This is a genomic window from Nocardia sp. NPDC056100, from assembly GCF_042266325.1.
In the GTDB taxonomy this organism is placed as follows: domain Bacteria; phylum Actinomycetota; class Actinomycetes; order Mycobacteriales; family Mycobacteriaceae; genus Nocardia.
Window position 1 is genome coordinate 1,849,591 of the sequence record NZ_JBHJVY010000001.1, and the last position, 24,620, is coordinate 1,874,210.

24 protein-coding genes are annotated in these 24,620 nt (G+C 67.3%); 10 read left to right on the top strand and 14 right to left on the bottom strand.

All coding sequences use genetic code 11. From position 1 onward, the window contains the following. Window position 1: 1 nt before the first annotated feature. The 5 genes from ACFC0O_RS08585 to ACFC0O_RS08605 form a co-directional block, all read right to left on the bottom strand. Window positions 2-943, bottom strand: a complete 942-nt coding sequence (locus ACFC0O_RS08585; protein ID WP_375954981.1) for an aminoglycoside phosphotransferase family protein — start codon at window positions 941-943, stop codon at window positions 2-4. Between the two features lie 50 nt (window positions 944-993). Next, a complete protein-coding gene (locus ACFC0O_RS08590) occupies window positions 994-1,269 on the bottom strand; it encodes a hypothetical protein (RefSeq protein WP_375954982.1) in 276 nt (91 codons plus the stop codon). A 138-nt stretch (window positions 1,270-1,407) separates the two neighbouring features. Further along, window positions 1,408-1,860 carry a hypothetical protein gene (locus ACFC0O_RS08595; protein WP_375954984.1) on the bottom strand — a complete coding sequence of 151 codons (453 nt, stop codon included), beginning with the start codon at window positions 1,858-1,860 and terminating at the stop codon, window positions 1,408-1,410. A 144-nt stretch (window positions 1,861-2,004) separates the two neighbouring features. Next, window positions 2,005-2,964 (bottom strand): electron transfer flavoprotein subunit alpha/FixB family protein, encoded by a 960-nt coding sequence (locus ACFC0O_RS08600; protein ID WP_364630061.1) that lies wholly within the window; start codon window positions 2,962-2,964, stop codon window positions 2,005-2,007. A gap of 37 nt (window positions 2,965-3,001) precedes the next feature. Continuing rightward, the gene (locus ACFC0O_RS08605; RefSeq protein WP_364630058.1) at window positions 3,002-3,787 is read right to left on the bottom strand and encodes an electron transfer flavoprotein subunit beta/FixA family protein; all 786 of its coding nucleotides are present in this window, start codon (window positions 3,785-3,787) and stop codon (window positions 3,002-3,004) included. A gap of 191 nt (window positions 3,788-3,978) precedes the next feature. On the opposite strand from ACFC0O_RS08605, the gene ACFC0O_RS08610 reads away from it, so the two are divergent. The 4 genes from ACFC0O_RS08610 (at window position 3,979) to ACFC0O_RS08625 (ending at window position 8,804) form a co-directional block, all read left to right on the top strand. Continuing rightward, complete coding sequence (locus ACFC0O_RS08610) at window positions 3,979-4,761, top strand: class I SAM-dependent methyltransferase (protein ID WP_375954986.1); 783 nt, start codon at window positions 3,979-3,981, stop codon at window positions 4,759-4,761. Then, window positions 4,758-6,317: a 1,4-alpha-glucan branching protein domain-containing protein gene (locus ACFC0O_RS08615; protein WP_375954988.1), complete on the top strand. Its 1,560-nt coding sequence runs from the start codon at window positions 4,758-4,760 to the stop codon at window positions 6,315-6,317. Before ACFC0O_RS08610 ends, ACFC0O_RS08615 begins: the two co-directional genes overlap by 4 nt. After that, window positions 6,314-7,576: a glycosyltransferase family 4 protein gene (locus ACFC0O_RS08620; RefSeq protein ID WP_375954989.1), complete on the top strand. Its 1,263-nt coding sequence runs from the start codon at window positions 6,314-6,316 to the stop codon at window positions 7,574-7,576. Before ACFC0O_RS08615 ends, ACFC0O_RS08620 begins: the two co-directional genes overlap by 4 nt. Before the next feature lie 76 nt (window positions 7,577-7,652). Continuing rightward, complete coding sequence (locus tag ACFC0O_RS08625; protein WP_375954991.1) at window positions 7,653-8,804, top strand: serine hydrolase domain-containing protein; 1,152 nt, start codon at window positions 7,653-7,655, stop codon at window positions 8,802-8,804. A 3-nt stretch (window positions 8,805-8,807) separates the two neighbouring features. On the opposite strand, the gene ACFC0O_RS08630 is transcribed toward ACFC0O_RS08625, so the two are convergent. From ACFC0O_RS08630 to ACFC0O_RS08650, 5 genes are read right to left on the bottom strand one after another with little or no spacing between them, the layout of a single operon-like run. Further along, window positions 8,808-9,242 carry a cupin gene (locus tag ACFC0O_RS08630; protein WP_375954993.1) on the bottom strand — a complete coding sequence of 145 codons (435 nt, stop codon included), beginning with the start codon at window positions 9,240-9,242 and terminating at the stop codon, window positions 8,808-8,810. Between the two features lie 34 nt (window positions 9,243-9,276). After that, entirely contained in the window at window positions 9,277-10,056 is a 780-nt protein-coding gene (locus ACFC0O_RS08635; RefSeq protein ID WP_364630040.1) for an ABC transporter permease, read from the bottom strand. Beyond that, entirely contained in the window at window positions 10,053-11,240 is a 1,188-nt protein-coding gene (locus ACFC0O_RS08640) for an ABC transporter substrate-binding protein (protein WP_375954995.1), read from the bottom strand. Before ACFC0O_RS08640 ends, ACFC0O_RS08635 begins: the two co-directional genes overlap by 4 nt. Then, complete coding sequence (locus tag ACFC0O_RS08645) at window positions 11,237-12,724, bottom strand: FAD-binding oxidoreductase (RefSeq protein WP_375954997.1); 1,488 nt, start codon at window positions 12,722-12,724, stop codon at window positions 11,237-11,239. Before ACFC0O_RS08645 ends, ACFC0O_RS08640 begins: the two co-directional genes overlap by 4 nt. 24 nt (window positions 12,725-12,748) lie before the next feature. After that, window positions 12,749-14,038, bottom strand: a complete 1,290-nt coding sequence (locus ACFC0O_RS08650) for an amidohydrolase family protein (RefSeq protein ID WP_375954998.1) — start codon at window positions 14,036-14,038, stop codon at window positions 12,749-12,751. A 170-nt stretch (window positions 14,039-14,208) separates the two neighbouring features. On the opposite strand from ACFC0O_RS08650, the gene ACFC0O_RS08655 reads away from it, so the two are divergent. After that, window positions 14,209-15,195: a LacI family DNA-binding transcriptional regulator gene (locus ACFC0O_RS08655; protein ID WP_375955000.1), complete on the top strand. Its 987-nt coding sequence runs from the start codon at window positions 14,209-14,211 to the stop codon at window positions 15,193-15,195. Here the strand turns inward: ACFC0O_RS08655 and ACFC0O_RS08660 are convergent, their stop codons facing one another. Continuing rightward, the gene (locus ACFC0O_RS08660; RefSeq protein WP_364630025.1) at window positions 15,196-15,738 is read right to left on the bottom strand and encodes a DUF1697 domain-containing protein; all 543 of its coding nucleotides are present in this window, start codon (window positions 15,736-15,738) and stop codon (window positions 15,196-15,198) included. It abuts the gene before it with no gap. Continuing rightward, the gene (locus tag ACFC0O_RS08665; protein ID WP_364630022.1) at window positions 15,735-16,481 is read right to left on the bottom strand and encodes an acyltransferase; all 747 of its coding nucleotides are present in this window, start codon (window positions 16,479-16,481) and stop codon (window positions 15,735-15,737) included. The genes ACFC0O_RS08660 and ACFC0O_RS08665 overlap by 4 nt, the downstream gene beginning before the upstream one ends. A gap of 220 nt (window positions 16,482-16,701) precedes the next feature. On the opposite strand from ACFC0O_RS08665, the gene ACFC0O_RS08670 reads away from it, so the two are divergent. Next, on the top strand, window positions 16,702-17,862 hold the full coding sequence (locus tag ACFC0O_RS08670; RefSeq protein WP_375955002.1) for an FAD-dependent oxidoreductase: 1,161 nt from the start codon (window positions 16,702-16,704) through the stop codon (window positions 17,860-17,862). 16 nt (window positions 17,863-17,878) lie between these two features. Here ACFC0O_RS08670 and ACFC0O_RS08675 read toward each other — a convergent pair whose 3' ends face one another. Next, the gene (locus tag ACFC0O_RS08675) at window positions 17,879-19,468 is read right to left on the bottom strand and encodes a multicopper oxidase family protein (RefSeq protein WP_375955004.1); all 1,590 of its coding nucleotides are present in this window, start codon (window positions 19,466-19,468) and stop codon (window positions 17,879-17,881) included. A 202-nt stretch (window positions 19,469-19,670) separates the two neighbouring features. On the opposite strand from ACFC0O_RS08675, the gene ACFC0O_RS08680 reads away from it, so the two are divergent. The 3 genes from ACFC0O_RS08680 (at window position 19,671) to ACFC0O_RS08690 (ending at window position 23,048) form a co-directional block, all read left to right on the top strand. Next, window positions 19,671-20,855: a sensor histidine kinase gene (locus ACFC0O_RS08680; protein ID WP_375955006.1), complete on the top strand. Its 1,185-nt coding sequence runs from the start codon at window positions 19,671-19,673 to the stop codon at window positions 20,853-20,855. Beyond that, window positions 20,852-21,505: a response regulator gene (locus ACFC0O_RS08685; protein WP_375955008.1), complete on the top strand. Its 654-nt coding sequence runs from the start codon at window positions 20,852-20,854 to the stop codon at window positions 21,503-21,505. Before ACFC0O_RS08680 ends, ACFC0O_RS08685 begins: the two co-directional genes overlap by 4 nt. Window positions 21,506-21,677: 172 nt before the next feature. Beyond that, window positions 21,678-23,048 (top strand): PQQ-binding-like beta-propeller repeat protein, encoded by a 1,371-nt coding sequence (locus tag ACFC0O_RS08690; protein WP_375955010.1) that lies wholly within the window; start codon window positions 21,678-21,680, stop codon window positions 23,046-23,048. A 7-nt stretch (window positions 23,049-23,055) separates the two neighbouring features. Here ACFC0O_RS08690 and ACFC0O_RS08695 read toward each other — a convergent pair whose 3' ends face one another. Then, window positions 23,056-23,508 carry a MarR family winged helix-turn-helix transcriptional regulator gene (locus ACFC0O_RS08695; protein WP_375955012.1) on the bottom strand — a complete coding sequence of 151 codons (453 nt, stop codon included), beginning with the start codon at window positions 23,506-23,508 and terminating at the stop codon, window positions 23,056-23,058. A gap of 111 nt (window positions 23,509-23,619) precedes the next feature. Here ACFC0O_RS08695 and ACFC0O_RS08700 point away from each other — a divergent pair, with 111 nt between their 5' ends. Further along, a complete protein-coding gene (locus tag ACFC0O_RS08700) occupies window positions 23,620-24,618 on the top strand; it encodes an SMP-30/gluconolactonase/LRE family protein (RefSeq protein ID WP_375955014.1) in 999 nt (332 codons plus the stop codon). Window positions 24,619-24,620: the final 2 nt, after the last annotated feature.

Below are 24,620 nucleotides of genomic sequence, written 5' to 3' on the forward strand. Positions count from 1 at the left end.
GTCAGATCAGCGCGTGGGCGACCGCGAGATGCAGTCGCAGATCGTCGGGCTCGTCATCCTCGACGGCCCAGACGATCTCCTCCATGGCGCGCATGAACGCCCAGCCCCGCGCCCGCTCGGCGGACACCCCGAGCGCGACCGCGGTCCGATCCACCACCGCCACCGCGTGTTCGGCCACCGGATCGCTCTGCACCTGGATCATCACCAGGAAGCCCGCGTCGAACGCGGCCTCGCCCAGATACGCCTTGGGATCGATGAGCAGCCACGGCTCCCGTTCGGCGGCAACGATATTGCCCAGATGGGTATCGCGATTGACCACCAGCAGCGGACCGTCCGGCACCGCCAGCCGCTCACACCATTCCCGCGCGCGAACCAGCAGCCGATCCGGAATCACCTGTGCGATATCGGCTTCCGGCGCGGTGAACATCTCCACCCATTCGGCCACCATTCCCGCCGCCTCGGGCAGCGGCGGGAATTCGGCGGGCACATCCGCGGGCTCGCGCCGCAATCGGCGATACAGCGCGCACGCCTGCTCGATCAGGCCGATATTCTCCGGCCGCCCTTCCAAACTCGGAAAGCCCGGCTGCACGAGCAGCGGACTACCGGGCTTCGCCCATTCCAGCAGCAGCGAATTCGTGCCGGGGTCGAATTCGAGGAGTCGCACCGCGCCCTCCCCGCGATAGCAGTACAGCCCCGCCGCCTCGCCCAGGTTCTCCGGATCGATCACCGGAATCTTCAGGACCGCGACCGATCCGTCCGCCCGCCGCACCGGCGCGACATAGGAATGCGTCCCGCCCCCGAACGCCTCACCGATGACCTCCAATTCCCAAGCGGCACACCGCTCGGCGATCACCTTCGGCAAATCCGCCAGCCATTGGCGCCCGCGTTCCTCGAACACCTCGGCGATATTCTCCGCGACCTCGGGCGGCAGCATGATCGACATCAATCCAGCCTGCCAGATTTCCGGAGCACCGCGCTCCGGCGGTCATGGGCCTAGCCGTTTCCCATGCAGACATTGCGCAGAATGCAGCCCAGCGCGAGCGAGCCGAGCACCATGGGCGCGGCCGAACCCGACAACCAGTCGCCGTTCATGAGGCTGGAACGGGCCGAGCCGGTGAGGAAGTCGATGCCGGTGCTCCCGGTGGTCAGATCGGCGACCTGGGCGGCGGTGGCGTCCGCGGGCTGGAGCGGGACAGGGGCGGCGGTGGCGGCCCCGGCGCCGATCAGGAGCGTCGCGGCGGCGAATCCGGAAATAACGAGAGAGCGCATAGCACAACAACTTTCGATACAGGTCCGCGAATCTCGCGGTGCCCAAAATCTAAAGCATTGCCATTTCACAGGATGGGACTCGACGAAACCGCACTGCCCCCAAAAGCTGTGGCAGCGCGGGCGCGGACATCGTCGGAATCAGTCCGGAACCGCGGTCTCGTGCACGGTCCGCCAGAGATAGGTGCGGCCGTCGGTGACCAGGACCGCGGTCACCGTCCGGCGCGTCTTGGCCTCGCCGACGATGTTCTCGGCCACGAAGCGCAGCACGATGAGATTGCCGCTGCGGGCGATCTCCTGGACCTCGGAGATCTCGATCGCCAACCCGGGCTGCAGGTTTCGCGCCGACCACAGTCCGCCCAACAGGGTCTCGCGATCCACCGCGTGCCCGGTGGTCACCACCGAGGTGAACGCCTCGTCCAGCGCACCGGAGATGCGGTCGAACACCTTGGGGAGCGCATCGGTGCCGAGCCATTCGGCCAGGTCCCAATGGAACGCGGCGACGATATCCGGCAATCCGGGCAGTCCGGGGGCATCGGCCGTCCCGGCATCGGCACGCCCGTCCGACGGTTCTTCTCTTCCACGTCGCCCCACGGCGCAACACCTCGCGAACCTCGACAAGCCTGACGATCTTCACATGTCCGGCTCGGCCAGGTCCCGGCGGGTAGGCCGGAAATGCCAATCGGCCCCCGGCTCGAAAGCCGGGGGCCGATCGAAGTGCGCTCAGCGCGAAGCGTTTCAGCCCTTGTGGGCCTTCACTGCCTCGGTCAGCTGCGGGGCGACGTTGAACAGGTCGCCGACGATGCCGTAGTCGCTGATCTCGAAGATGGGGGCTTCCTCGTCCTTGTTGACAGCGACGATGGTCTTCGAGGTCTGCATGCCCGCGCGGTGCTGGATCGCGCCGGAGATGCCCAGGGCGATGTACAGCTGCGGGGAGACCGTCTTACCAGTCTGACCGACCTGGAACTGGCCCGGGTAGTAACCCGAGTCGACGGCGGCGCGGGAAGCGCCGACGGCGGCACCCAGGGCGTCGGCCAGCGGCTCGACGACCTTGCCGAAGTTATCGGCCGAACCGACGCCACGGCCACCGGAGACCACGATCGCGGCCTCGGTCAGCTCGGGACGATCGCCACCGGCGACCGGCTCCTTCGAGACGACCTTGGTGACGCCCTCTTCCTGAGCCGGAACCTCGACGACGACCTTCTCGCCGGCGCCGGCCTGCGGGGCCGCCTCGACGGCGCCGGGGCGCACCGAGATGACCGGCACATCGCCGGTGGCCTTGGCGGCCACGGTGAACGCGCCACCGAAGATGGAGTGCTGCGCGGTGCCGTCGGCGTCGACCGCGATGACGTCGACGAGCAGGCCGGAGCCGATGCGCGCGGCAAGGCGGCCCGACACCTCCTTGCCGTCGGCGGTGGCGGCGACCAGGATCGCGGCCGGGGCGGCGGACTCGGACAGACCGGCGAGCACGTCGACCTTCGGGGTCACCAGGAAGCCTTCGGCCTCATCGGATTCCGCGACGTAGATCTTCTCGGCACCGGCGGCGGCCAGCGCGTCGGCCAGCTTGTCGGCGGTGCCGGGGGCGGCGACCACGACGGCGGCCGGGGTACCCAGCGCACGGGCGGCGGTGATGAGTTCGGTGGTCACCTTCTTGGGCGCACCATCGGCGTGCTCCACGAGCACAAGTACTTCTGCCATTGTCTTTCTCTCCTGAAGTTCGTTGGGCTCGGGGGCTTTAGATGATCTTCTGACCGACCAGGTAGGTGGCGATCTGCTGGCCGCCCTCACCCTCGTCGACGATCTTCTCGCCCGCCGTGCGCGCCGGCTTCGGGGTCACACCGGTCACCTGGGTGCCGGCGTTCGCAACGCCGACGGTCTCCGGGTCGACGCCCAGATCGGCCAGCGTGAAGGTCTGAACTTCCTTCTTCTTCGCGGCCATGATGCCCTTGAAGGACGGGAAGCGCGGCTCGTTGATCTTCTCGGTGACCGAGACGATGGCCGGGAGGGAGGCCTCGAGCTTGAAGACGCCCTCATCGGTCTCACGCTCACCGGAGATGCGGTCGCCGTCGACGGTCAGCTTGCGCAGGTGCGTCAGCTGCGGCAGGCCCAGGTACTCGGCGATGATCGCCGGAACCGCGCCCGCGCGACCATCGGTGGCCTCGTTACCGGCGATGACGAGCTCGATGCCCTCGATCTGGCCGAGAGCGGCGGCCAGCACGTAGGCGGTCTGCACGGCGTCCGAGCCGTGGATCGCGTCGTCATTGATGTGGATGGCCTTGTCGGCACCCATCGACAGCGCCTTGCGAATGGCCTCGGTGGCACGGGCCGGGCCCATGGCCAGCACGGTCACCTCGCCGCCCTGCGCCTCCTTGATCAGCAGCGCTTCTTCGACGGCGCGCTCGTTGATCTCATCGAGGATGGCGTCGGCGGCCTCGCGGTCGAGGGTGTAGTCACCATCGGTCAGCTTGCGCTCGGACCAGGTGTCAGGAACCTGCTTGATCAGTACGACGATGTTCGGCATGGGTCTTCGTCGACCTCCTGTTCTGATGGCACGGGTGTGGCGGTCGCACGATCTGCTGGCCGTACGTCCACAAGTAGCTCGCGCTGGAGATTACCCTACGTTAAGTTACTCGTGGGTAACTTAGGCTGTGATGTTCTCCATCGGCCGATCCGGTCGTCGCTGTGATATGGGCAACCGCTAACGTCGATCCAATGAGCGAGGCCGTGATACCCACCGAAAACCACACCGATCCGCTGCCTTTGACCGGTGAACGGACGGTGCCCGGTATTGCCGAGGAGAACTACTGGTTCCGCCGGCACGAAATCGCTTATGCGCGTTTGCTGGAGCACTGCGCCGGTAAGACCGTGCTCGAGGCCGGATCGGGAGAAGGCTACGGCGCCAATATGATCGCCGGGGTTGCCGAAAAGGTGACCGGACTCGATTACGACGACAGCGCCGTCGCGCATGTGCGCGCCAAGTACCCGGCCGTGGAAATGGTGCAGGGCAATCTCGCCGATCTGCCGCTGGCCGACGAATCGGTCGATGTCGTGGTGAATTTCCAAGTCATCGAACACCTTTGGGATCAGTCGCAGTTCATTCGCGAATGCCTGCGGGTCCTCAAGCCCGGTGGAAAATTGCTGATCAGCACGCCGAACCGGATCACCTTCTCGCCCGGCCGCGACACCCCGCTGAATCCGTTCCACACCCGCGAACTCAATGCCGCCGAACTGACCGAACTCTGCGTCGAGGCCGGTTTCCAGGTCGAGCTGATGGCGGGCGTATTCCACGGCGCGGCCATCACCGCGCTCGATGAGAAGTGGGGCGGGTCGATCATCGACGCGCAGATCGAGCGCGCCATCGCGGGTGAGCCCTGGCCCGCGGAGCTGGCCGCCGACGTCGCCGCGGTGCGCACCGAGGACTTCGAACTGCTCGCCGATTCCGACTCCGATATCGACGCCAGCCTCGATCTGGTGGCCATCGCGGTGAAACCGTGAGCGGTAAGGCGACTCCCGTGCCGGGCCAGTTCACGCTGGTCCTGCACTCGCATCTGCCGTGGCTGGCGCATCATGGGCGCTGGCCGGTCGGCGAGGAATGGCTGTACCAATCCTGGGCGGCGTCCTATCTTCCCGTCGCGAAGGTGCTGAGAACCCTTGCGGCGGAAGGGCGTTCGCATCTGCTGAGCCTGGGCATCACGCCGGTGCTCGCGGCGCAGCTGGATGACCCGCACAGCCTGTCCGGTATGCATCACTGGCTCGGCAATTGGCGACTGCGCGCCGATGAGGCGTCCATGTCCGGGAATGTCGCACTGGGCAGTCATGAGCATCGGCTCGCGAGCGAATCCCTCGAGGACTTCGAAACCCGGTGGCGGCACGGCGCGTCGCCGGTGTGGCGCGAACTCATCGATGCCGAGGCGATCGAACTGCTCGGCGGTCCGCTGGCGCATCCGTTCCAGCCGCTGCTCGATGAGCGCCTGCGCGCCTATCAGCTGAGCGAGGGCCTGGCCGACGCCCGGCAGCGCTGGGGTCACACCCCCACCGGAATCTGGGCCCCCGAATGCGGATTCACGCCCGGAATGGAACGCGGATACGACGCCGCCGGTGTGACGCACTTCATGGTCGACGGTCCCGCACTGCGCGGTGACACCACCCTGGGCCGCCCGGTGTGGGATTCGGATGTGGTGGCGTTCGGACGCGATCTGCACGTCAGCTATCGCGTCTGGTCGCCGAAATCCGGGTATCCGGGGCATGCCGCGTACCGTGATTTCCATCACTATGATCACGCCACCGGTCTCAAACCGTCCCGGGTGACGGGCAAGACGGTGTCCGGTCCGGAAAAGGCCCCTTACGATCCCGCGCTCGCCGCGGCGGCCATCGAGCACGATGTCGCCGATTTCGTGGCGACCGTGCGCGAGCGCCTGATTTCCGAATCCGCGCGCATCGGCCGTCCTGCCCTGGTCGTGGCCGCATTCGATACCGAACTCTTCGGCCACTGGTGGCATGAGGGTCCGCAGTGGCTGGAGCAGGTGCTGCGCGCGCTGCCCGAGGCGGGCATCAATGTCGGCACCCTCGCCGATGCCCGCGCCAACGGCTATGTCGGGGAATCCGTGCAGCTCAGCGACTCGTCATGGGGTTCGGGCAAGGATTGGCGGGTGTGGGCCGGGGATCAGGTCCAGGATCTGGTCGATCTGAATGCCGAAATCGTGCGGCTCGCGCTCGACACCCTGGACAAGATGCGCGTCGAAATCCCTTCCGGCGATGGGCAATCCAGCTTCGGCGGGCTGCGCGACCGGGTCGCGGATCAGCTGTTGCGCGAGGCGATTCTGACCGTCTCCAGCGACTGGGCGTTCATGGTTTCCAAGGATTCCGCGGCGGGTTACGCGCGTGACCGAGCCCATGAACACGCGCACGCCGTGCGCGAGATCGCGGCCGCGGTGGCGGCCGGACAACTCGCCAAAGCGGAGCAGTTGGCGGCAGGATGGTACGCGGCCGACGGATTCTTCCCGGCGCTCGACGCGCGCAGGCTCGGCCCCGCTTCAGAAGGACCCCAATGAAGATTTTGATGGTGTCGTGGGAGTACCCACCCGTCGTAGTCGGTGGGCTGGGCCGCCACGTCCATCACCTGGCCACCGAGCTGGCCGCCGCCGGGCACGAGGTCGTCGTGCTGGCGCGCCGCCCCATGGGCAGTGACGCCACCACGCACCCCACGCACTCGTTCATCGAGGACGGCGTGCTGGTGGTCGCGGTGGCCGAGGACCCGCCGGTCTTCGATTTCGGCACGGACATGCTGGCCTGGACCCTGGCCATGGGACACGCCATGGTGCGCGCGGGCATCGCGCTGAACAAGCCGGGCATCGGCGAGGGCTGGACCCCCGATGTGGTGCACGCGCACGACTGGCTGGTCGCGCATCCGGCGATCACGCTGGCCGAGCACTATGACGTGCCGCTGGTGTCGACCATTCACGCCACCGAGGCCGGACGGCACAGCGGCTGGGTGTCGGGCCGGGTCAACAAGCAGGTGCATTCGGTCGAATGGTGGCTGGCGCACGATTCCGATGCGCTCATCACCTGTTCTGAGTCGATGAAGGACGAGGTCGAGCGGCTCTACAACCCCGAGCGGACGCCGGTCACGGTGATCCGCAACGGTATCGACGTGAGCTCGTGGACCTTCCGCGAGCGCGCACCGCTGTCCGGTCCGCCGCGACTGCTGTACGTCGGGCGGCTCGAATACGAGAAGGGCGTGCAGGACGCGATCGCCGCGCTGCCGCGCATTCGCAAGGCGCATCCGGGCGCGACACTGACCGTCGCCGGTATCGGCACCCAGATCGATTGGCTGCGCGAGCGCGCTCGTGCCCATCGGGTCGCGCGCGCGGTGAATTTCGTGGGCCGCCTGGATCACACCGATCTGCTCGGCTGGCTGCACAGCGCCGACGCGATCGTGCTGCCCAGCCGGTACGAGCCGTTCGGCATCGTGGCCCTCGAGGCCGCCGCCGCGGGCACTCCGCTGGTCACCTCGACCGCCGGTGGTCTCGGTGATCTGGTGACCGACGGCGTCACCGGCGCGTCCTTCGAACCCGCCGATGTGAACGGCATTGTCGAGGCGGTCTGCACCGTGCTCGACGATCCGGCCGCCGCGCAGGATCGGGCCTGGGCCGCGCGCGAACGCCTGACCGCCGATTTCGCCTGGGATGTGGTGGCGCAGGAGACCGCGCTGGTCTACCAGTCCGCCAAGCGCGGGGTGCGCAATCCGATCGGCCGCCCGGTCATCGTGGAACGCCCACTGCCGGAACGGGATCCGAACCAGCCGTACTGAGTCCGGCGCGCCGCGCGCCGGACTTTCCCATGGGATCACTGGCGGCACAGAACTGTAACGTGTTCTAATTCTCCGCATGGATGTGCGAGTCGACGGCTATGCCGATCCGGCGTTCCGGGGCGTGCGCGAGGTCTTCGAGGCGAGCTTCGCGGACGGATCGAACCTGGGTGCGGGCGTCGCGGTCTACGCCGGTGATCGGCTACTGGTCGATCTCTGGGGCGGGCTCGCCGACTCGCGGACCGGGCGGGCCTGGGAGCGCGATACCCCGTGCGTGGCGTTCTCCTGCACGAAAGCGGTCACCGCGACCGCCGCACTCCAGGTCGCCGATGAACACGGCGTGCGCCTGGATGAACCGGTCGCCCGCTGGTGGCCCGAATTCGCCTGCGCCGGAAAGGAATCGACCACCACGGTCGAACTGTTCAGCCATCAGGCCGGACTGCCCGCCTTCGACGGACCGGTATCGGTGGCCGAGGCCGCCGATGCCGGGGCGATGGCGGCGCGGCTCGCGGCACAGACACCCGAATGGGAGCCGGGCACCCGGCACGGTTATCACGCACTGACATTCGGCTGGCTGGTCGGCGAACTCGTTCGCCGCCATACCGATTCGACCGTGGGCGCGTACACCCGCGCGCGCCTGGGCGCGGAACTGCATATCGGCGCGGATGCCGCGGTGCGCGAACGCACCGCGCGCAGCGAATTCCCCCCTGCCGCACAACAGGTTTGGTCCGATACCGATCCCCTGGACGCCGCGACGGTGGCCAGGCTGGCCGAGATCTTCCGCGATCCGGAGTCGATGCTGCTGCGCGGCACCACCGCACCCGGGGGCTCCTACAACGGTCCGGAGGTGCAGGCGGGCGGCTGGCCCGCGGTCGGCATGTTCACCACCGCCCGGGCGCTGGCCGAGTTCTATCGAGATCTGGTGCGCGGCAGCCTGCTTCGCCCCGAACTGCTTCAGGTGGCGGTGCGCGAACAGGTGCGCGGCGTCGACGCCGCGCTCGGGTTGGAGAGCGCGTTCGGCCTCGGCTTCATGCGCCCGTGTGAGAACTTCATCGTCCCGGAATCCGCGCGCCGCACCGTATTCGGCCATCCGGGTGCGGGTGGAGCGGTCGGCATCGGCGATATCGACAACGGTATCGCCATGGCCTTCATCCCGAATCTGCGCCGGGATTGGCTGGCCGGGGATCGGCGCGCGTATCAGCTGATCGAGGCCGTGTACGCCGCGCTGTAGGCGTTATTCGAAGGGGCAGCCGGGGTTCGGCGCGTCCTCGGACAGCGGACTCCCGGCGGGCAGCACATAGAGCACATCCAGGATCTGCGGTTCGGTGCCCAGATTGCGTTCGACGTGCACATTGCCGCTACCGGCGCGCTCGACGATCGGGGTACCCGGACCGCCCGCGCCGTCCTGTTCACAGTTCGCGTCGTAGTGGAACAGCTGCCCCTGCCGGAAGACGGCGTAGAGCGTGCCGTCGTGATAGTGCCAGCCGGTGGAACCCCCTGGCGCGATGGTGATTTCGCGCAGGATGTAATCCATATCGCCGATGGTGGTGCGAGACAGGATCACCGCGCTGACACCGTCCGGCGGCGTCGCGTGCGCGGTTCCGGCGAGCGCGCCGGTGAGGGTCAGCGCGGCCGCGGCGGCCAGCACTGTGCGGAGACCGGAAGTCACCGCATCAGCGTAGCGGGAGCGATCATGGCGCGGGTCATTCGCGAGCAGGCTGATACCAACTCCCGACCGCGAGCCTGGTGAGACTGCCGAAAGCGGTGAAGACGCCGACCCCGAGCAGGGACGCGACGATGATCGCGGCGAACAATTGCGGTGATTGCAGGCGGGCGCGGTAGGTGTCGATGAGAATCCCGATGCCCGGATCGCCCTGTTTGAAGAAGATATCGCCGACGATCGCGCCGACCACCGCCAGACCCGCCGAGATCCGCAGCCCCGCGAACAGTGCGGGCAGGGCGGCCGGGAAATCCAGTTTTCGCAGCCTGGTGAGCCTGCCGACGTGATGCAGCGCGAACAGGTCCCGGTGCGCGGCATCGACGGATTTCAGGCCGAAGACGGTATTGGAGACGATGGGGAACAGCGCGATCAGCACGCAGACCAGCACCCGGGCCTGGAAGCCGAAACCGAACCAGAAGCCGATGAGCGGAACCAGCGCCAGGATCGGAATGCATTGCAGCATCACCGCATAGGGGAACAGCGCGGTCTCGGCCCAGCGGAACTGCGCCATCAGCACCGCCCAGGCGATGCCGAGCACGGCGGCGATGCTCAATCCGGTGAGCGCGACAATGCCGGTGCGGCCCAGCGCATTCCACATCTGGTCCGAATGCGGTCCGAACATGCCCTGGGTGATCACCTGCTGTGGGGGCGGCATCAGGAAGCGGCGGGACGGGGACAGTACGACGTAGGTGATGAGGTACCAGACCCCGATCAGGGCGGCGAGCACCGCGATCGGGGCCAGTATCCGGGAGGGGCGCGTCATGAGCTGCTCAATCCGATTGCGGGATCGATGAATTCATTGGTGGCGAGCCGATCGGGGGTGAGGTCCGGAGCCAAAGCCACGCCGTCGGCGGTGAAGATGGGCTTGGTGACCTCGAGGATCCTGCCGACCCGCGCGAGGTCGAAACCGCCCAGCGCGCCGGTGGTTCCATTGCCGACGATGCCGTCGGCGAGCATGGTGCGCACCGCATAGCGGGCATTGTCCGCATCGTAGGTCCAGCCGGTGTTGTAGGCCGCGACCGAATCGACGATCACCTTGTTCGCCGCGTCCGGGGCGGCGAGATAGTCGATCACGCTGCGCTGCAGGACCGGAATCAGTTTCTTCAGGCAGGCCGAACTCTGGGCGAGCTCACCGCTGCGCACCGCCATGGTGGACTTGTAGGTGGGGAAGCCCGCATCCGCGATGAGCTGATAGGCCACCGGCTTGTTCCACGCCTGAACCTGATGTTCGTACACGTACGGTTCGGTGCTCGCGAAGCCCTGCTGTGCCGATTTACCGTTCGCCGCAACGAAATACGACGGGGTGCCGTCGTAGCTGGAATCGGTCTGGCTCTTGTCCAGGACGCCCGCGCCGACTAGATAGTTCATATACGCCTCGCCCTGGAAGTAGAGCACTTTGGCCTTGGCGGCCTTGAGATCGGCGATGGTCTTGACCCCCGGATAGGTCTGCGGATCCCACATGATCATCTGCGGGCTCTTGGTCATGGGGGCGAAAACACTGGTGACCGGTGCGGTCGCGGAGGCGAACACGGCCTGTTCGGTATCGACGAAACCGAGGGTGATGTCGTGGTCCTGGTACATGCGGGACATGACCGGCTGGAATCCGATGGCCGGACCGCCCGCGCGGATCTCCAGGTTCACCCCGGTGTATTCACCGTGTGCGAACAGCGGTCCGGTGGTGGCCTTGCGCCCGGCGTCGATACTCGGGTGCGCGCTGATCAGGTTGTAGAGGAAACCGAACTCGGCCTCGGGATTCCAGCCGCTCTGCACCACGACGGTGGCGGGGCAGACCTCGCGCAGGTTCACCGCGCCGATGGGACCGTCGAAGGCGGTGGCGGCCGGGGTGTCGGAGGAACAGGCGGTGAGCGAGGCGGCCACCGCGATACCCAGTGCCGCAACGATTCCGGTCAGCCGGGCCGATATGCCCGGGGTTCGACGCGCCCTCATCGGGCCGACTCCGGAGTCACGCCATTCGCGGCGGTGGGAGCCGGATCGAGTGCGGCGGTGCCGGATTCGCCGATGGAATCGGTGAGGCGGTAGGACCAGCCGCTGTTGGGGAGCTGGGTGGAGCGGGTGAGGTCGTCCTCCACCTCATCGTCCGACTTGCCCTGTGCCAGCAGGCGATACGGGTCGACGCGGCGTTTGAACTCGGCCTCGGCGGCCGCCCACGGTTTCATACCGCTGGCGAGCAGGGTGGGGGTGTGGGTATTGGCGATGGAGAGCCCGGCCGCCTGCAGCCGCCGGGTGACCTCGGCCAGATGTTCCTGGGATTCGAACTCCCACACCGGAGATCCCTGCGCGGACAGCCCGCCGTCGAAACGCTTCATCTCCACGTGGGTGGGCCCGAGATCCGCGAAATCCTCGCACACCCGCAGGATCGATTCGTACAGCCCGTCCTGCGGATACAGCGCGAGCAGGCCGATGAGGCCGCGGTTCTTGCGCTGGAAGTGCATCATCGAATGCCCCCAGGTGTATTCGTACAGCGGCAGGCGATACGAGCCCGCGCCCTCATCGCAGCGACTCACGATCGCGCCGGAATTATCGGCGACCAGATCGGCCACATTGGGCATGCTCTGTTCCGCCGCCATCATGAGCACCATGGAGTGGCCCTCGGGAATCAGCCGGGACAGATCGGGATACAGCGTCGGCAGCGGATGCTGTTGCGGCGACACGACTTTCTTGAGTACGCCCTCGCTCTCGCAGACATCGATGGCGAAGCGGACGGCCTGCGCGAACTCCGGGAAGGCGATGACCAGTTCCTGCCAGTTCCAGGCGGGCGCGGTGGGCAGTTCGATCTCGGTGATGATGCCGGTCGCCCCGTACGCGTGATGCGCGATATTCACCGCGTCGCCGGTGAGCTCGATCAGACGCGGCTCCTCCTCCACCGTCATCACCTCGATGGCGGTGATATTGCCGCGATCGCGCAGAATCCCCCACTGGCAGCTGCCGATTCCGGCATGCCCGCCCGCCACATAGCCGCCGATGGTGGCCTTGCGGGTGGTGGAGGGGTGCATGCGCAATTCCCATCCGGTGGGCCGGATTTCGGCGTCGATATCGGCGATCAGCGTGCCGCACAATGCGCGCACGGTACCGAGTCGCTGACCGAGGACGCCGACTATGCCGGTGACATCGATGACCGCGCCGCCGGTCAGCGGCACGCCCTGGCCGAACTGGCCGGTGCCGCCGCCGCGCACGGTGATCGGAATGCGATGGCGCGCACAGGAACCCACCGCGATGCGCAGCTCCTCCTTCGAGACGGGGGCGATATAGATATCGGCGGTCAGGCCGCGCATGACCTCGCGCAGCAGCGGGCTCTGCGCGAAGCGGTCACGGCTCTTGGCGCGCAGTACGCGCTCATCCACCGAATATTCGATATCGCCGAGATCGGCGGCCAATCGTTCGATGGGCAGGGAATCCACGGGTGCGGACATGGGATGGCTCCTTCGGTGAACGGTTCAGACCGATTGATAGAGACGGGAAATGCGCCGGGAGCATTCGCTTTCCAGGGCGCGGTCGCGATCGGCGGGCCCGGTGCTGACGCGCACGCCGCCGATGCGGACCTCGGTGATATCGGCGGCGGACAGCGCCAGGACCGCGAACGACCACAGCTGATCGGCGGGCAGGTGGGCGTAGGGGGCGGGTGGATCGCAGACCACGAAATCGGCGGCCTTGCCGATTTCGAGGCTGCCGACGCGGTCGTCGACGCCGAGGACGGCGGCGCTGTCCAGGGTGTGCATCCGCAGAATGCGGCGTGCGGCAAGGGCTTTCGGATCACGGGCGGCGGCGCGCAGCAGGTACAGGCCGGTGCGCATGTTCTGGAAGGGGTCGCCGACATCGGCGCTGGCCTGACCGTCCACACCCATGCCGACCCGCAGTCCTGCGGCGAGATAGCCTGGGATATCGGCGATTCCGGACCCCAGGCGGCCATTGGACAGCGGATTCCAGACCATGGCGGCACCGGCGCGGGCGGCGGTATCGCGAATGCGCGGGGTGGTGTGGATGAAGTGCGCGAATACGGTATCCGCGCCCACCCGGCCGCCCGCCAGCAGATCGTCGAACGAATCCTGCTGCGCGACAGCGACTGTCGGATCCTCCAGATAGTGCGCGTGCTGGCCGACACCGAGTTCGCGCAGTATTTCACTCTCCCGTCGCATGTGCTCGACGCTGTGCAGCGCGGTGGTGTTCATCGACAGCGCGAGCACCCGGTGCCGGTCGTCGGCGCTCAGGTGCAGGAATTTGTCCAGCTCGCTGAGTCTTTCGTCGGCCGTGCGCCACAGCGGCGGCGAGAACGAGTAGACGGTGCGCTGTGCGCCGTCGAGCGCGGCCTGCCACTGTTCGGCCGGGCCGTCGCCGAATTCGTGCGTGTGATTGCAGACGGTGGTGATGCCCTGACGCAGCAGATCCCGCTGACCGTGCACGGTGAAGGCGTACATATCGCCGGGTTCCAGGGCCGCGCCGAATCGCCTGTGCAACTTGTCGATCCAGCCCATGGTGGTGCACCCGTCGGCGACGCCGCGAAATACGCTCTGCCACAGGTGACTGTGTGCGGACACGAAACCCGGCAGCACCAGCGCACCGCGCAGTTCCACCACGGTGTCGGCCTGCGCGCCCGGCACATACTTCCCCGCGCCGATATCGGTGATCAGGCCCGCGCCGTCGACGGCGAACCAGCCGCGATACGGCTGGCGGCGGTCATCGTGCACGGGGAACAGCACGGCGTCGGTGAAGACGGTGCGAGGTGCCATCAGCTGTCTCCGATCCCGGTGCCAAAACGTTTTTGCACCGTTGCGGATCAGCTTGCGCGCCACACGTTTCGGTGGCGTGAATCCGTTTTACAAGTCTGTTGCCAAAACGTTTAAGCACAGCGTGTAGCATCGGACGCCGTACCGTTCACGCTCGATCAGGAGGAATCCCGGTGGCCCGATCGCGACCCACCATCCGCGATGTCGCGAGCGCCGCCGGAGTCTCGGTCGCCACCGTGTCACACGCGCTCAACGGCAAGGGCCGTATCGACGCGCGCACCCGCGAGCGCATTCGGGAGGTCGCTGCGGCCCTCGGCTATCAGGCCGATCCGCGCGCCCGCGCGCTGCGCACCGGGGCGGGCAATACCCTCGCCATCGTCGCCTCGCTCATGACCGATGAGAGCGCGGATCGGGACAGCCGCCTGGACTGGTACATGCGCACGGCGGCCGCGGCGGCCACCGAAAGCCTCGCCCAGGGATACGCCCTCACGCTGGTTCCGCCCGCGGATCAACGGAATTGGGTACAGCAGCTCGCGGTGGACGGGGTGCTGCTGGTGGATCCCGATCCGGCCGAGGGACTGGTCGCCGCGCTCACCGAACGCGGTATGCCGGTGGTCGTCATCAGCGGTGACACCGAGAATGACGGTGTCGCAACGGTTTCCCTGGACCGCGCCAGCGCCGTCGCCTGCGCCATGACGCATTTCCGGGCGCGCGGGCACACCCGCCCCGCCCTCATCGTCGATGCGAGCAAACGTCAGACCGCCGCCGGAACCCACCACGCCTTCCTGGATTGGTGTGCGCGCGAAGGCATTACGCCCCGGGTGCAGATCACCGATGCGGGTGAGGCGCGAGTGGCGGCGGGGCGTATCGCGACCGCCGAACTGCTGCAACGGTTCCCGGACACCGACTGCGTCTACGCCCCGCTGGATTCGATCGCGCGCGGGGTGGCCTCGGCCCTGGCCGAGGCCGGGCGTTCCGATATCGCCCTGGTCACCGCCGACGGCATGATCGCACGCCTGAGCCAGCCGCCGCTGACCGCGATAGACACCAAACGCGAAGAGCAGGCGGTTGCCGCGACTCGCCTGCTCATCGATCGAATTCGAACCGGAATCAACCCGCCCTCAGCGGTTTTCACCGCCGATCTGATCGTCCGCGACTGATCAGCCCAGCTTCTTCAGCGTCTTCTGCACGGTGAGAAATGTGCGGGTGGTGATTTCCTTGCCGTAGCTCTTCTCGATCCAGGCCATGAAATTGGTGGTGCTGGGATCGGTGTTGTCGATGACCGACAGCACCGCGGCGGCGGGCTTGTCGAAGGCGAGCACGCGCACCGCCTTCGCGGTGGTGTCATCGAGTGCCCCGGGCGGGCCCGCGGCGGTGTCCTTGACGAAGGTGACCGTCAAATACGTTTCGCGGCAATGGGTCAGCCCGGTGAACGGGTCGGAGTCGACCAACTCCCGCAACTGTTCCCGGCTGCGGATGATGGTGCCGCCGCCGATGCCGAGTTCGGCCTGCAATGCCGCCTGAATCCGCGATTCCAGTTCCGGCACATCGGTTTCGGGGCTTTCGAACACGATATTGCCGCTGCTGAGCAGTGATGCCACCTTCGTGAACCCGAGACCCTCGAAGACCGCGCGCAACTTCTCGTTCTTCATATTCGGATTCGCGGGCATGATCCCGCGCAGGAAGGCGGCATAGCTGGTCATGACGCGGCGACGCCGTTCTTCTTGCGTTCGATATCGGCGAGGGCGGCCATATGGGCTTCGCGGGCCTCCGCGGCCGCGTCCCAGGCGTCCTTGCGGTTCTTGACCACGCGCGCGGGCGCGCCGACGGCAATGCCGTAATCGGGCACATCGCCCTTGACCACGGCATGCGCGCCGAGCACGCAACCGCGGCCGACGCGGGTGCTGCGCAGCACGGTGACCTTGGCGGCGATCCAGGTGTCCGGGCCGATGCGGACCGGGGATTTCACAATGCCCTGATCCTTGATGGGCATGTTGATGTCATCGGTGACATGGTCGAAATCGCAGATGTAGCACCAGTCGGCCACCAGGGTGGATTCGCCGATCTCGATATCGAGGTAGGTGTTGACGACATTGTCCTTGCCGAACACCACCTTGTCGCCGATGCGCAGCGAGCCCTCGTGACAGCGAATGGCATTGCCGTCACCGATATGCACCCATTTGCCGATTTCCAGGCGGGCCAGATCGGGGGTGGCGTGCACTTCCACGTTCTTGCCCAGGAAGACCATGCCGCGCAGCACGATATGCGGGTTGGCCATCTTGAACTTCCACAGGCGGTAGTACCGCACCAGGTACCAGGGCGTGTAGGCACGATTGGCGAGCATCCACTTGGCCGAGGCCACGGTCAGGAAACGCGCCTGTTCCGGATCGTTTCGACGCGACCCACGCCACCGCGTGCGCAACGGTGCGCCCCACATGCTCGTCACGAACTGCTCCCTGTTTTCCGCTGGGCCGATACTGCCGCCCGATCGGGCAATCTCGCCTCACACCATATGACCTGTGTCTCGCGCGCGACGACGCGGGGACGCCAATTCCGGCCGCTTTTCGATGCCAGCGCGGCGCAAGGCGGGCGCAAGCGGGGGCGCGCAGGGTGAATTCGCACGGTTCGTGCGGTGACGGAGCGCTAATGGAGATTGAGGTATCGGTATGGGGCGGATCGCGATCATCGGTGCGGGGCTCGGCGGACTCTGCCTGGCCCAGGGATTGCGCGCGCGAGGGATCGAGTGCGAGGTCTACGAACGGGATCCGGGCGTGGACAGCCGGACCCAGGGATATCGCATTCGGATCGACGAGACCGGACAGCGCGGACTGGCCGACTGCCTGAGCGCCGACCAATACGAGCTGTTCCGGGCGACCTGCGCGGTCACCACCACCGGCGGGCGATTCCTCGATCCCCGGCTGCGCGATACCGCCGGGCGTGCGGTCGAGACCTGGCGGCCTTCGGAAGTCGATGAGATCGACTCCGAGGACGGGCCGGGGGATCTGAGCGTGCACCGGCTGACACTGCGCGAGGTGCTGCTGCGTGGAATCGCCGATCGGGTGCACTTCGGCAGGGCGCTGCACCACATCAGCGAGTCCGATGACGGCGTGACCGCGCATTTCGAGGACGGGACAACGGTGGACGCGGATGTCATCGTCGGGGCCGACGGAGTGCGTTCGGCGGTCAGGCGGCAACTGCTGCCGCATGCCGAACCGGCCGATACCGGCGCGTTCTGCGGGTACGGCAAGACGGTGCTCACGGGTGCGCTCGGCGAAACCGTGCCCGTCGCACTGCTCACCGGAACCTCGGTGGTGTTCGCGGACGGGTTCGTCGCGGTGCTGGATTCGATGACCTTCCGGCAGTCGAACTTCACGCCCGGGCTGACGCCGGTCCCGGACTATCTGTACTGGGCGATCTTCGGCCCGCGCGACCGCTTCGGAATCGATGACGTCGCGGATACCGCCGAGGTGCTGGCGGCGATCGAGCGTGCGACCGCCGACTGGCATCCCGCGCTGCGCGAGGTCTTCGCCGCCGCGGATCGAAACGCGTTCGCGGCCACGACCGTTCGCAGCGCGGCTCCCCTGGAAGCTCGATCCAGCAGCCGCGTGGCCCTGTTGGGCGACGCGATCCACGTCATGAGCCCGGCCGGTGGACTCGGCGCGAATACCGCGCTGCGCGACGCCTCGGTCCTGGCGACCGCACTGGCTGCGGGACAGGACGATCCGGTGCGCGCAATCGCCGAATACGAGGCGGAGATGCGGGTGTACGCCGGCGACGCGATCAGCGCCTCGCTGCTCGGCACCGCGATGCTCGCCTCGCGCGTCTGATCTCCCCTTCCGTGGGTCAGCCGTGCCCGCCGTGAGTTCCCATGCCGGGCATGGTCATTCCGGGCATGTCGTGGCCGCCCGTGCCGGGGGTAGTCGTGGCGGGCATGTCGTGGCCTGCCATGCCGGGCATATCCATCGTCATCGGGGTGGGCTGCTGGCCGGGGGCGAGGATGAGGAATTGGCCCATCATGCCCGCGTCCTCGTGCATGAGGAGGTGGCAGTGGTACATGTACGGGTAGGTGGGGTCGGTGTGACCGGCGAAGCGCATGGCGAGGGTGTAGGCGGGGCCGGGGGTGGTGTAGACGGTGTCCTTCCAGCCGGCGAGTTCCGGGGGCGGGGTCTGGCCGTCGATGGCGGTGATCTGGAATTGGACGTCGTGGACGTGGAAGTTGTGCGGCCAGTCGTCGCTGTTGCGAACCGTCCAGACTTCGGTGGTGTCGACCGGGATGGTCATATCGATGCGGTTCATATCCATGCGCTGGTTGTTGATCATGTGCCAGCGCAGGTCGAAGGTGCGGGTGGCCGGGGTGCCCGCGGCGACCAGGGCGGGGATGGCGACCAGTGAATTCGGTACGGGGGCCGATGCTTTCAGCTTCCCGGCGGGCCGCAGGCGCAGTATGTCGAAGGTGTCGTCGAAGCCGAAGGCTGCGGGCTTCTTGATGCCCGCGCGCTGTTCGATCGGCAGGGTGCGCAGGGTGACCGGTTCACCGGCGCGCACCTGCACCACCAGTTCGACGCGTTCGCCGGGGCTGATCTGGATGTGCCGCAGCGGAACCGGCGCGGTGAGCAGGCCGCCGTCGGTGGCGATGAGCTGGAATTCGCGGTTATCGGAGAAGGCCAGGTTGTAGAGGCGACCGGACGACCCGTTCAGGACGCGCAGGCGGACCCGCTCGGTGGTGACGTCCAGATGTGCTCCCGCAATGCCATTGGTGATGATGAGATCGCCGAGCAAGCCGATATCGCTGGGATCGGATTCGTCCAGCGCGCCGTCGGCGGTGAGACGGCGGTCCTGAATGACCAGCGGAATATCGTCCACGCCATAGTCTTTCGGCAGCTCCAGGCGGTCGGAGTCCGCGTCGTCGAGCAGGAAGAAGCCGGAAAGCCCACGGTAGACATGCTTTTCGGTACTGCCGTGCGGATGCGGGTGGTACCAGAGGGTGGCGGCGGGCTGTTCCACGGTCCAGCTCGGCTGCCATACGCCGTCGGGTTCGATGGTCTGATGCGGGCCGCCGTCGCAGGCGGCGGGGACGTGCATTCCGTGCCAGTGCACGGTGGTCGGTTCGGCCAGCGCGTTGTGAATGGTGAACGCGACCTGTTCCCCGCGCTTGGCCCGCAGTGTCGGGCCGAGGATGGCTCCGTTGTATCCCCAGGTGGGGGTGGACTGTCCGGCGCGCATCTCGGTGCTGCCCGCCTTGGCTTCGAGGGTGAAGCGGCGCACCCCGTCCGCGCCGACGGTGGCGGGCGCGAGCGGCGGAATCGGCAGCGGGCGGGTTCCCTCGGCCCCGGTTCCGGATGACGGCACACCGGATCGGCCGCTCGCGCATCCGGCGGTGAGCGCCAGCGATGACACGGCGAATCCGGTGAGAAAGCCTCGCCTCGAGACCACGACTGCTCCTTATATCGACGACTCCTCCAGCTTCGATTGCCAGGCGATTGCCTTCGATCCTGCGCGGGGTCCGAGATCGACCGCCCGCACTCCTCCCGGCGGACCTTGTGGGGATGCGGGAATCGTGCTAACCAGCATCGATGCCGCGGCGCCCGGCCCGGTCGGCGCACGCTTCGCTGGCCCCGTCGCCTACGGTGGGAGCGTGATAGAGACCCCGGATCGGCAGCGCGTCGCGGCCATCGTGCGCGGCCTGCCGGTGCTGCTGGTCCCACTGTTGCTGGCGGCGAGCACCTTCCCCGGCCAGTACCGAGTGCCAGGTGTTTACTGGCTGCTCGCCATGGCGGCCAGCGTGCTGTTCGTGCTCGGTGCGCGCTGGCCGCTGACGGCGTCGCTGCTCATCTCGGCGCTCGCGATCCCGATGTTCCGGATTCCGGCGTGGGGTCTGTCCGGGCTGGTCCCGTTCCTCGGCGCGGTCGCCCTGGTCGATGTGATCCGGCGCTCGCACCGCAATTCGATCGTGGTGCTGGCGACGGCGGCCTGGGCGATCGCGGTCCTGCTGGGCCGCAGCGGCTATCACGATCAGACGGTGTCGCGGGCGACCCCGGTACTCGAGGTGTGCGCGTATGTCGGACTCGCGGTGCTGCTCGGGCTGTATCTGCGCGGGCAGCGCGAACTCGCGGTGAGCCTGCGCCTGCGCGCCGCCGATGCCGAAAACCGCCGTGCCGAAGCCGAACAGCGCACCCGGCTCGTGGAACGCGGTGCGCTGGCCCGCGAACTGCACGATCTGGTCGCCCATCACATGGCCTCGATCGTGCTGCGCATCGGCGTCGCCCGGCATGTGGTCGCCGATGCCGATCCGCGCGTGCACGCGGTGCTGGACGATGTGCACGGCACCGCCTCCGATGCCCTCACCGATATCCGCCGCCTGCTCACGGCGCTGCGCGATCCCGCGCTCGGTGAAGTGGCACTGGTGGATTCGGCCGCGCTGCGCACCGAGATCGAGGCGGCCGCCGATCGCGTGCGCGCCGCCGGTTTCCCCGTCGACGCCGAAATCCGCACGGGCACCGACGGATTGGACGCCATCGGCCGCCTGACCCTGCTGCGCCTGGTGCAGGAATCGCTCACCAATGTGATGAAGCACGCCGACCGGGCGGTGCCGGTGCGGCTCACCATCGACGCGGCGGATGCGGGCATCTCGGTGCGGGTGCGCAGCGGTACGGTCGCGGCCCGGCGCGGTGACGCCGCGAATCCGCCGGGCGCGCACGGCATTATCGGAATGCGGGAGCGGGTCGAACTCGCGGGCGGGCAGGTGACCGCCGGGTCGAGCGGCTCGGAATGGATTGTTCAGGCGTGGTTGCCGACCATGACCGGGGAGGGTGTCGCGTGATCTCGGTACTGCTGGTGGATGATCAACGGCTCGTTCGGGCCGGGCTGCGCATGCTCATCGAATCCACCGAGGATCTCCGGGTGGTCGGTGAGGCCGCCAATGGTGTGGAGGCCATTCGGCTCGCGGCCGAACTCACCCCGGATCTGATTCTCATGGATCTGCGCATGCCCGGTCTGGACGGTGTCGCCGCCACCGAATCGATCGTGCGCGGTGGTGCGCGCGCGAAGATCCTGGTGCTCACCACCTTCGATGACGATGATCATCTCTTCCCCGCGCTCGCGGCGGGCGCGACGGGTTATCTGGTCAAGGACACCGAGCCCGCGGATCTGCTCGCGGCCATCCGCCGCACCGCCGAGGGCGACATGCTGTTCTCCCCTCCCCTGCTGCGCCGCCTGGTCGATCGCGTCGTCACCACCCGCGATGAGGCCACCGAATCCGATACCGCCGCACCGGATCTGACACCGCGCGAACGCGAGGTGCTGGCGCTGGTCGGCGAGGGCTTCGGAAATCAGGAGATCGCGGATCGCCTGCACCTGGGCGTCACCACCGTGAAAACCCATATCGCCAATCTGATGGAGAAGACCGGGCGCGACAATCGGGTGCGGCTCGCGGTGTACGCCTCCCGGATCACCGGGACCGAACCGCGCTAGCGCGGTATGGGACCCGCCGGGTGCCACGCGTTCGGACGCTCCGCACGGGGTATCGGCCCGGGCGGAAAACGGCGAAGTAGGCTGTGCTGCGGCTGCATCAGCCCGACCACCGTGCTGCGTCAGCCCCCACGGCATTTCAGTGACTCCGTACTGGCAGAAGGGACACCAGCAGGTGCGAAGCGGCAGGCGGCAGACCGGACGTGACGAACAGGGCTCGCGCACATCGGATCGTCTCGCGCCGGCCTGGCTACGATCCGGCACGCGGGCGCTCGCGCTGGCGGCCGTCGGTGTGCTGGCGCTGAGCGCCTGCGGCAGTACCACTGTCGACGACATCAAGGTCGGTGCGGGTAAGGGCTGGCCGCTGGCCTTCCACGATGCCCGCAATAGCGCGACCAGTCCGGTCACCGGATCGCGCGCGCTGACTTTGAGCTGGTCACGTCCGGTGGGCGGGCCGCTGGCCGCGCCCGCGCTGGTCGGGCCGGAGGGTCAGATCGTGGTCACCACGCGCACGCCGTCCTGCGCCATCTTCTCGTTCCTCATGCCGACCGGGCGCAAGCGGTTCTGTAATCCCATGGGCATCAGCGCCATTGCGGGCGGTATGGCCGTGGACGGCACCACCAATATCTACGTCGGCGATGACGGCGGAGTGACCTCGCTGAACGCGCTGGGCCAGCCGCGCTGGCGCACACCGCAGGCGGGCGTGCCGATCTCGGTGCAGTTCACGGGGGACAGCAAGGTGCTGACCGTGACCCAGCTGGGTCAGGTGGATGTACTCAGCCGCCAGACCGGTAATCGCGAGGTCTCCACCTTCCAGCTGCTCGGTGATCCGGACTATCTGAAGTTCCCGGATCTGCCGCGTCCGCCGGATTTCACCGGTTTGGACGATTGCTCGACCGGTGGACCGCAGTGCCCGGTCGCGAATGTGTCGGCGGTGGACGAGAAGTCGGGCCGGTTCTACGCCACGGTGTGGCGACCGGGTCAGGGCAGCGCCGATCTGGTGGCGCTGACCTATGACGGTAGGGAGATCCGCAAGGATTGGACCGCCACCATGCTCGCGGGCGGCAGCGCCACCAGCCCCACCCTGTCCGGTGACGGTTCCACCCTCTACGTCGGCGACAACGACAATCACCTGATGGCCGTGGACGCCTCCAACGGCAAGACCAAATGGGTTCAGGAACTCGGCTTCCCGATCCGCGGCTCGGTCTCGGTCGCCGACGGCCTGCTCATCCCCGCCGGGGACGACGGCCATCTCATGGCACTGCGAGACAAGGGTGACGCCCCCGAAATCGTCTGGGAGCGCAAGGATCTCGCCCTGCGCGGCCGTCCCGTGCAAACCGCGGGCGGCACCGGCTACACCGTCGCCCCGATCGGCGACAACCTCACCCTGGTCACCTTCGATACGCACTCCGGCGCGACCGTCGACTCGCATGAACTGCCCGGCGCGGAAGGCACCACCGTCGGCACCACCATCGGCGCGAACGGCGAAATCGTGGTGGCGACCCGCATCGGCGAACTGTTCGTGTTCAAGCCCGGTAAGCAGTAACCCGAGGCTATTCCGGACGAATCGAGTCCAGCCGAACGGCGGCGCGCTCGAGCAATGCGGACAGCGTCTCCCGTTCGGCGGGGGTGAATTCGTCGGCGAGGGCGCGCTCCACCCGCACCGCGCGTTTATCCGCATCGCGCAGTACTTTCGCGCCCGCATCGGTGAGGCGGGTTTCCAGCACGTTCCTATGCCATTCGTGCGGAGTGCGCTCGATGAAGCCGCGGTCCTGGAGATTGGCCAGCACCGTATTCATGGTCGGCGGGGTGACACCGCATTGGCGGGCCAGTGCGGCCGCCGAAATTCCAGGGCTCTCGCTCAGCACGAATAGGGCCGCGTACTGCGGGACGGTGACGCCCGCCGGTTTCAGCGCGGGCAACTTCGCGGCCTGCAGGGCCTGTTCGGCGCGTTTGATGTACGAGCCCAGGCGCTCGGAGATAGGCATCGACGTCACCCCACGCATGGTAGTCGACTCTATTGGTTGTTCGAATCTTGACGATCATTAGAACTCTAATCTATGTTCGTGTCCGAACTACGGTGTTATCTCTATCGATCCGTACCGGAAGGCCGAACCATGTCCCGCGTGACCCGACTCCGCGTCGCCGTGCCCGCCACCGCACTACTGCTGGTGCTGGCCGCCTGCACCAACGGGCAGGAAGCGGCAGCGCCCGCCGCCGCGCCGCGCATCAGCACCGCGTACGAACTGCCCGATGCCGAGGCGTATCCCGAAGGGATCGCGGTGGACGCACGCAATGGGGATGTGTATGTCGGATCGTTCACCAATGGCGCGATCTACCTTGCGCACAAGGAGAATTCGAAGGCCGAGATCTTTCTGCCCGCGGGCACGGACGGCCGTCAGACCGCCAACGGGTTGCGGGTCGATACCGCCGGGCGACTATGGGTCATCGACCACACCCGCGGAGTCACGGTGTATGACACCGGAACTCGCGCCCGGCTGGCGAGTTTCGAACTCCCCGCGGGCCAGCCCTTCGTGAACGATCTCACCATCACCCCGGAAGGCAGCGTCTACCTCACCGACAGTGTCGCCCCGATCGTCTACCGCATCACCGCCGCCGAACTCACCGACGCCATGGCACACGGCGGTAAGGGCGAACTGCGCCCGTTCGCCGATCTCGGCTCCGCGAAAGATCCGGCGGCGCAATCCCCCATGCTCCTGAACGGCATCGTCTCCGATCCGGCGGGGCACTACCTGCTGGTCGTCGATATGGGCACCGGCAAGCTCTACCGGGTCGCCCTCGACGCCGACCGCTCCGTCACCGAGGTGGCTCAGCACGGCGGCAGCATGATCAACGGCGACGGTCTCGAAATGCGCGGCGACACCCTCTGGGTCGTACAGAACAAGGACAACACCGTAAGCCGCTGGCAGATCAGCGATAACGGCGCGACCGCCACCCAGCAGCAGCGCATTACCGATGCGGCCCTTGCCATTCCGACCACCATCGCGCACGCCGGAGACCGCGCCCTGGTGGTGATCTCCCAATTCGATCGCGGCGGACCCATGGGCGCGGGCACCCCCGCACCCTTCACCGTCGCCGCCATCGACGGCATCTGATG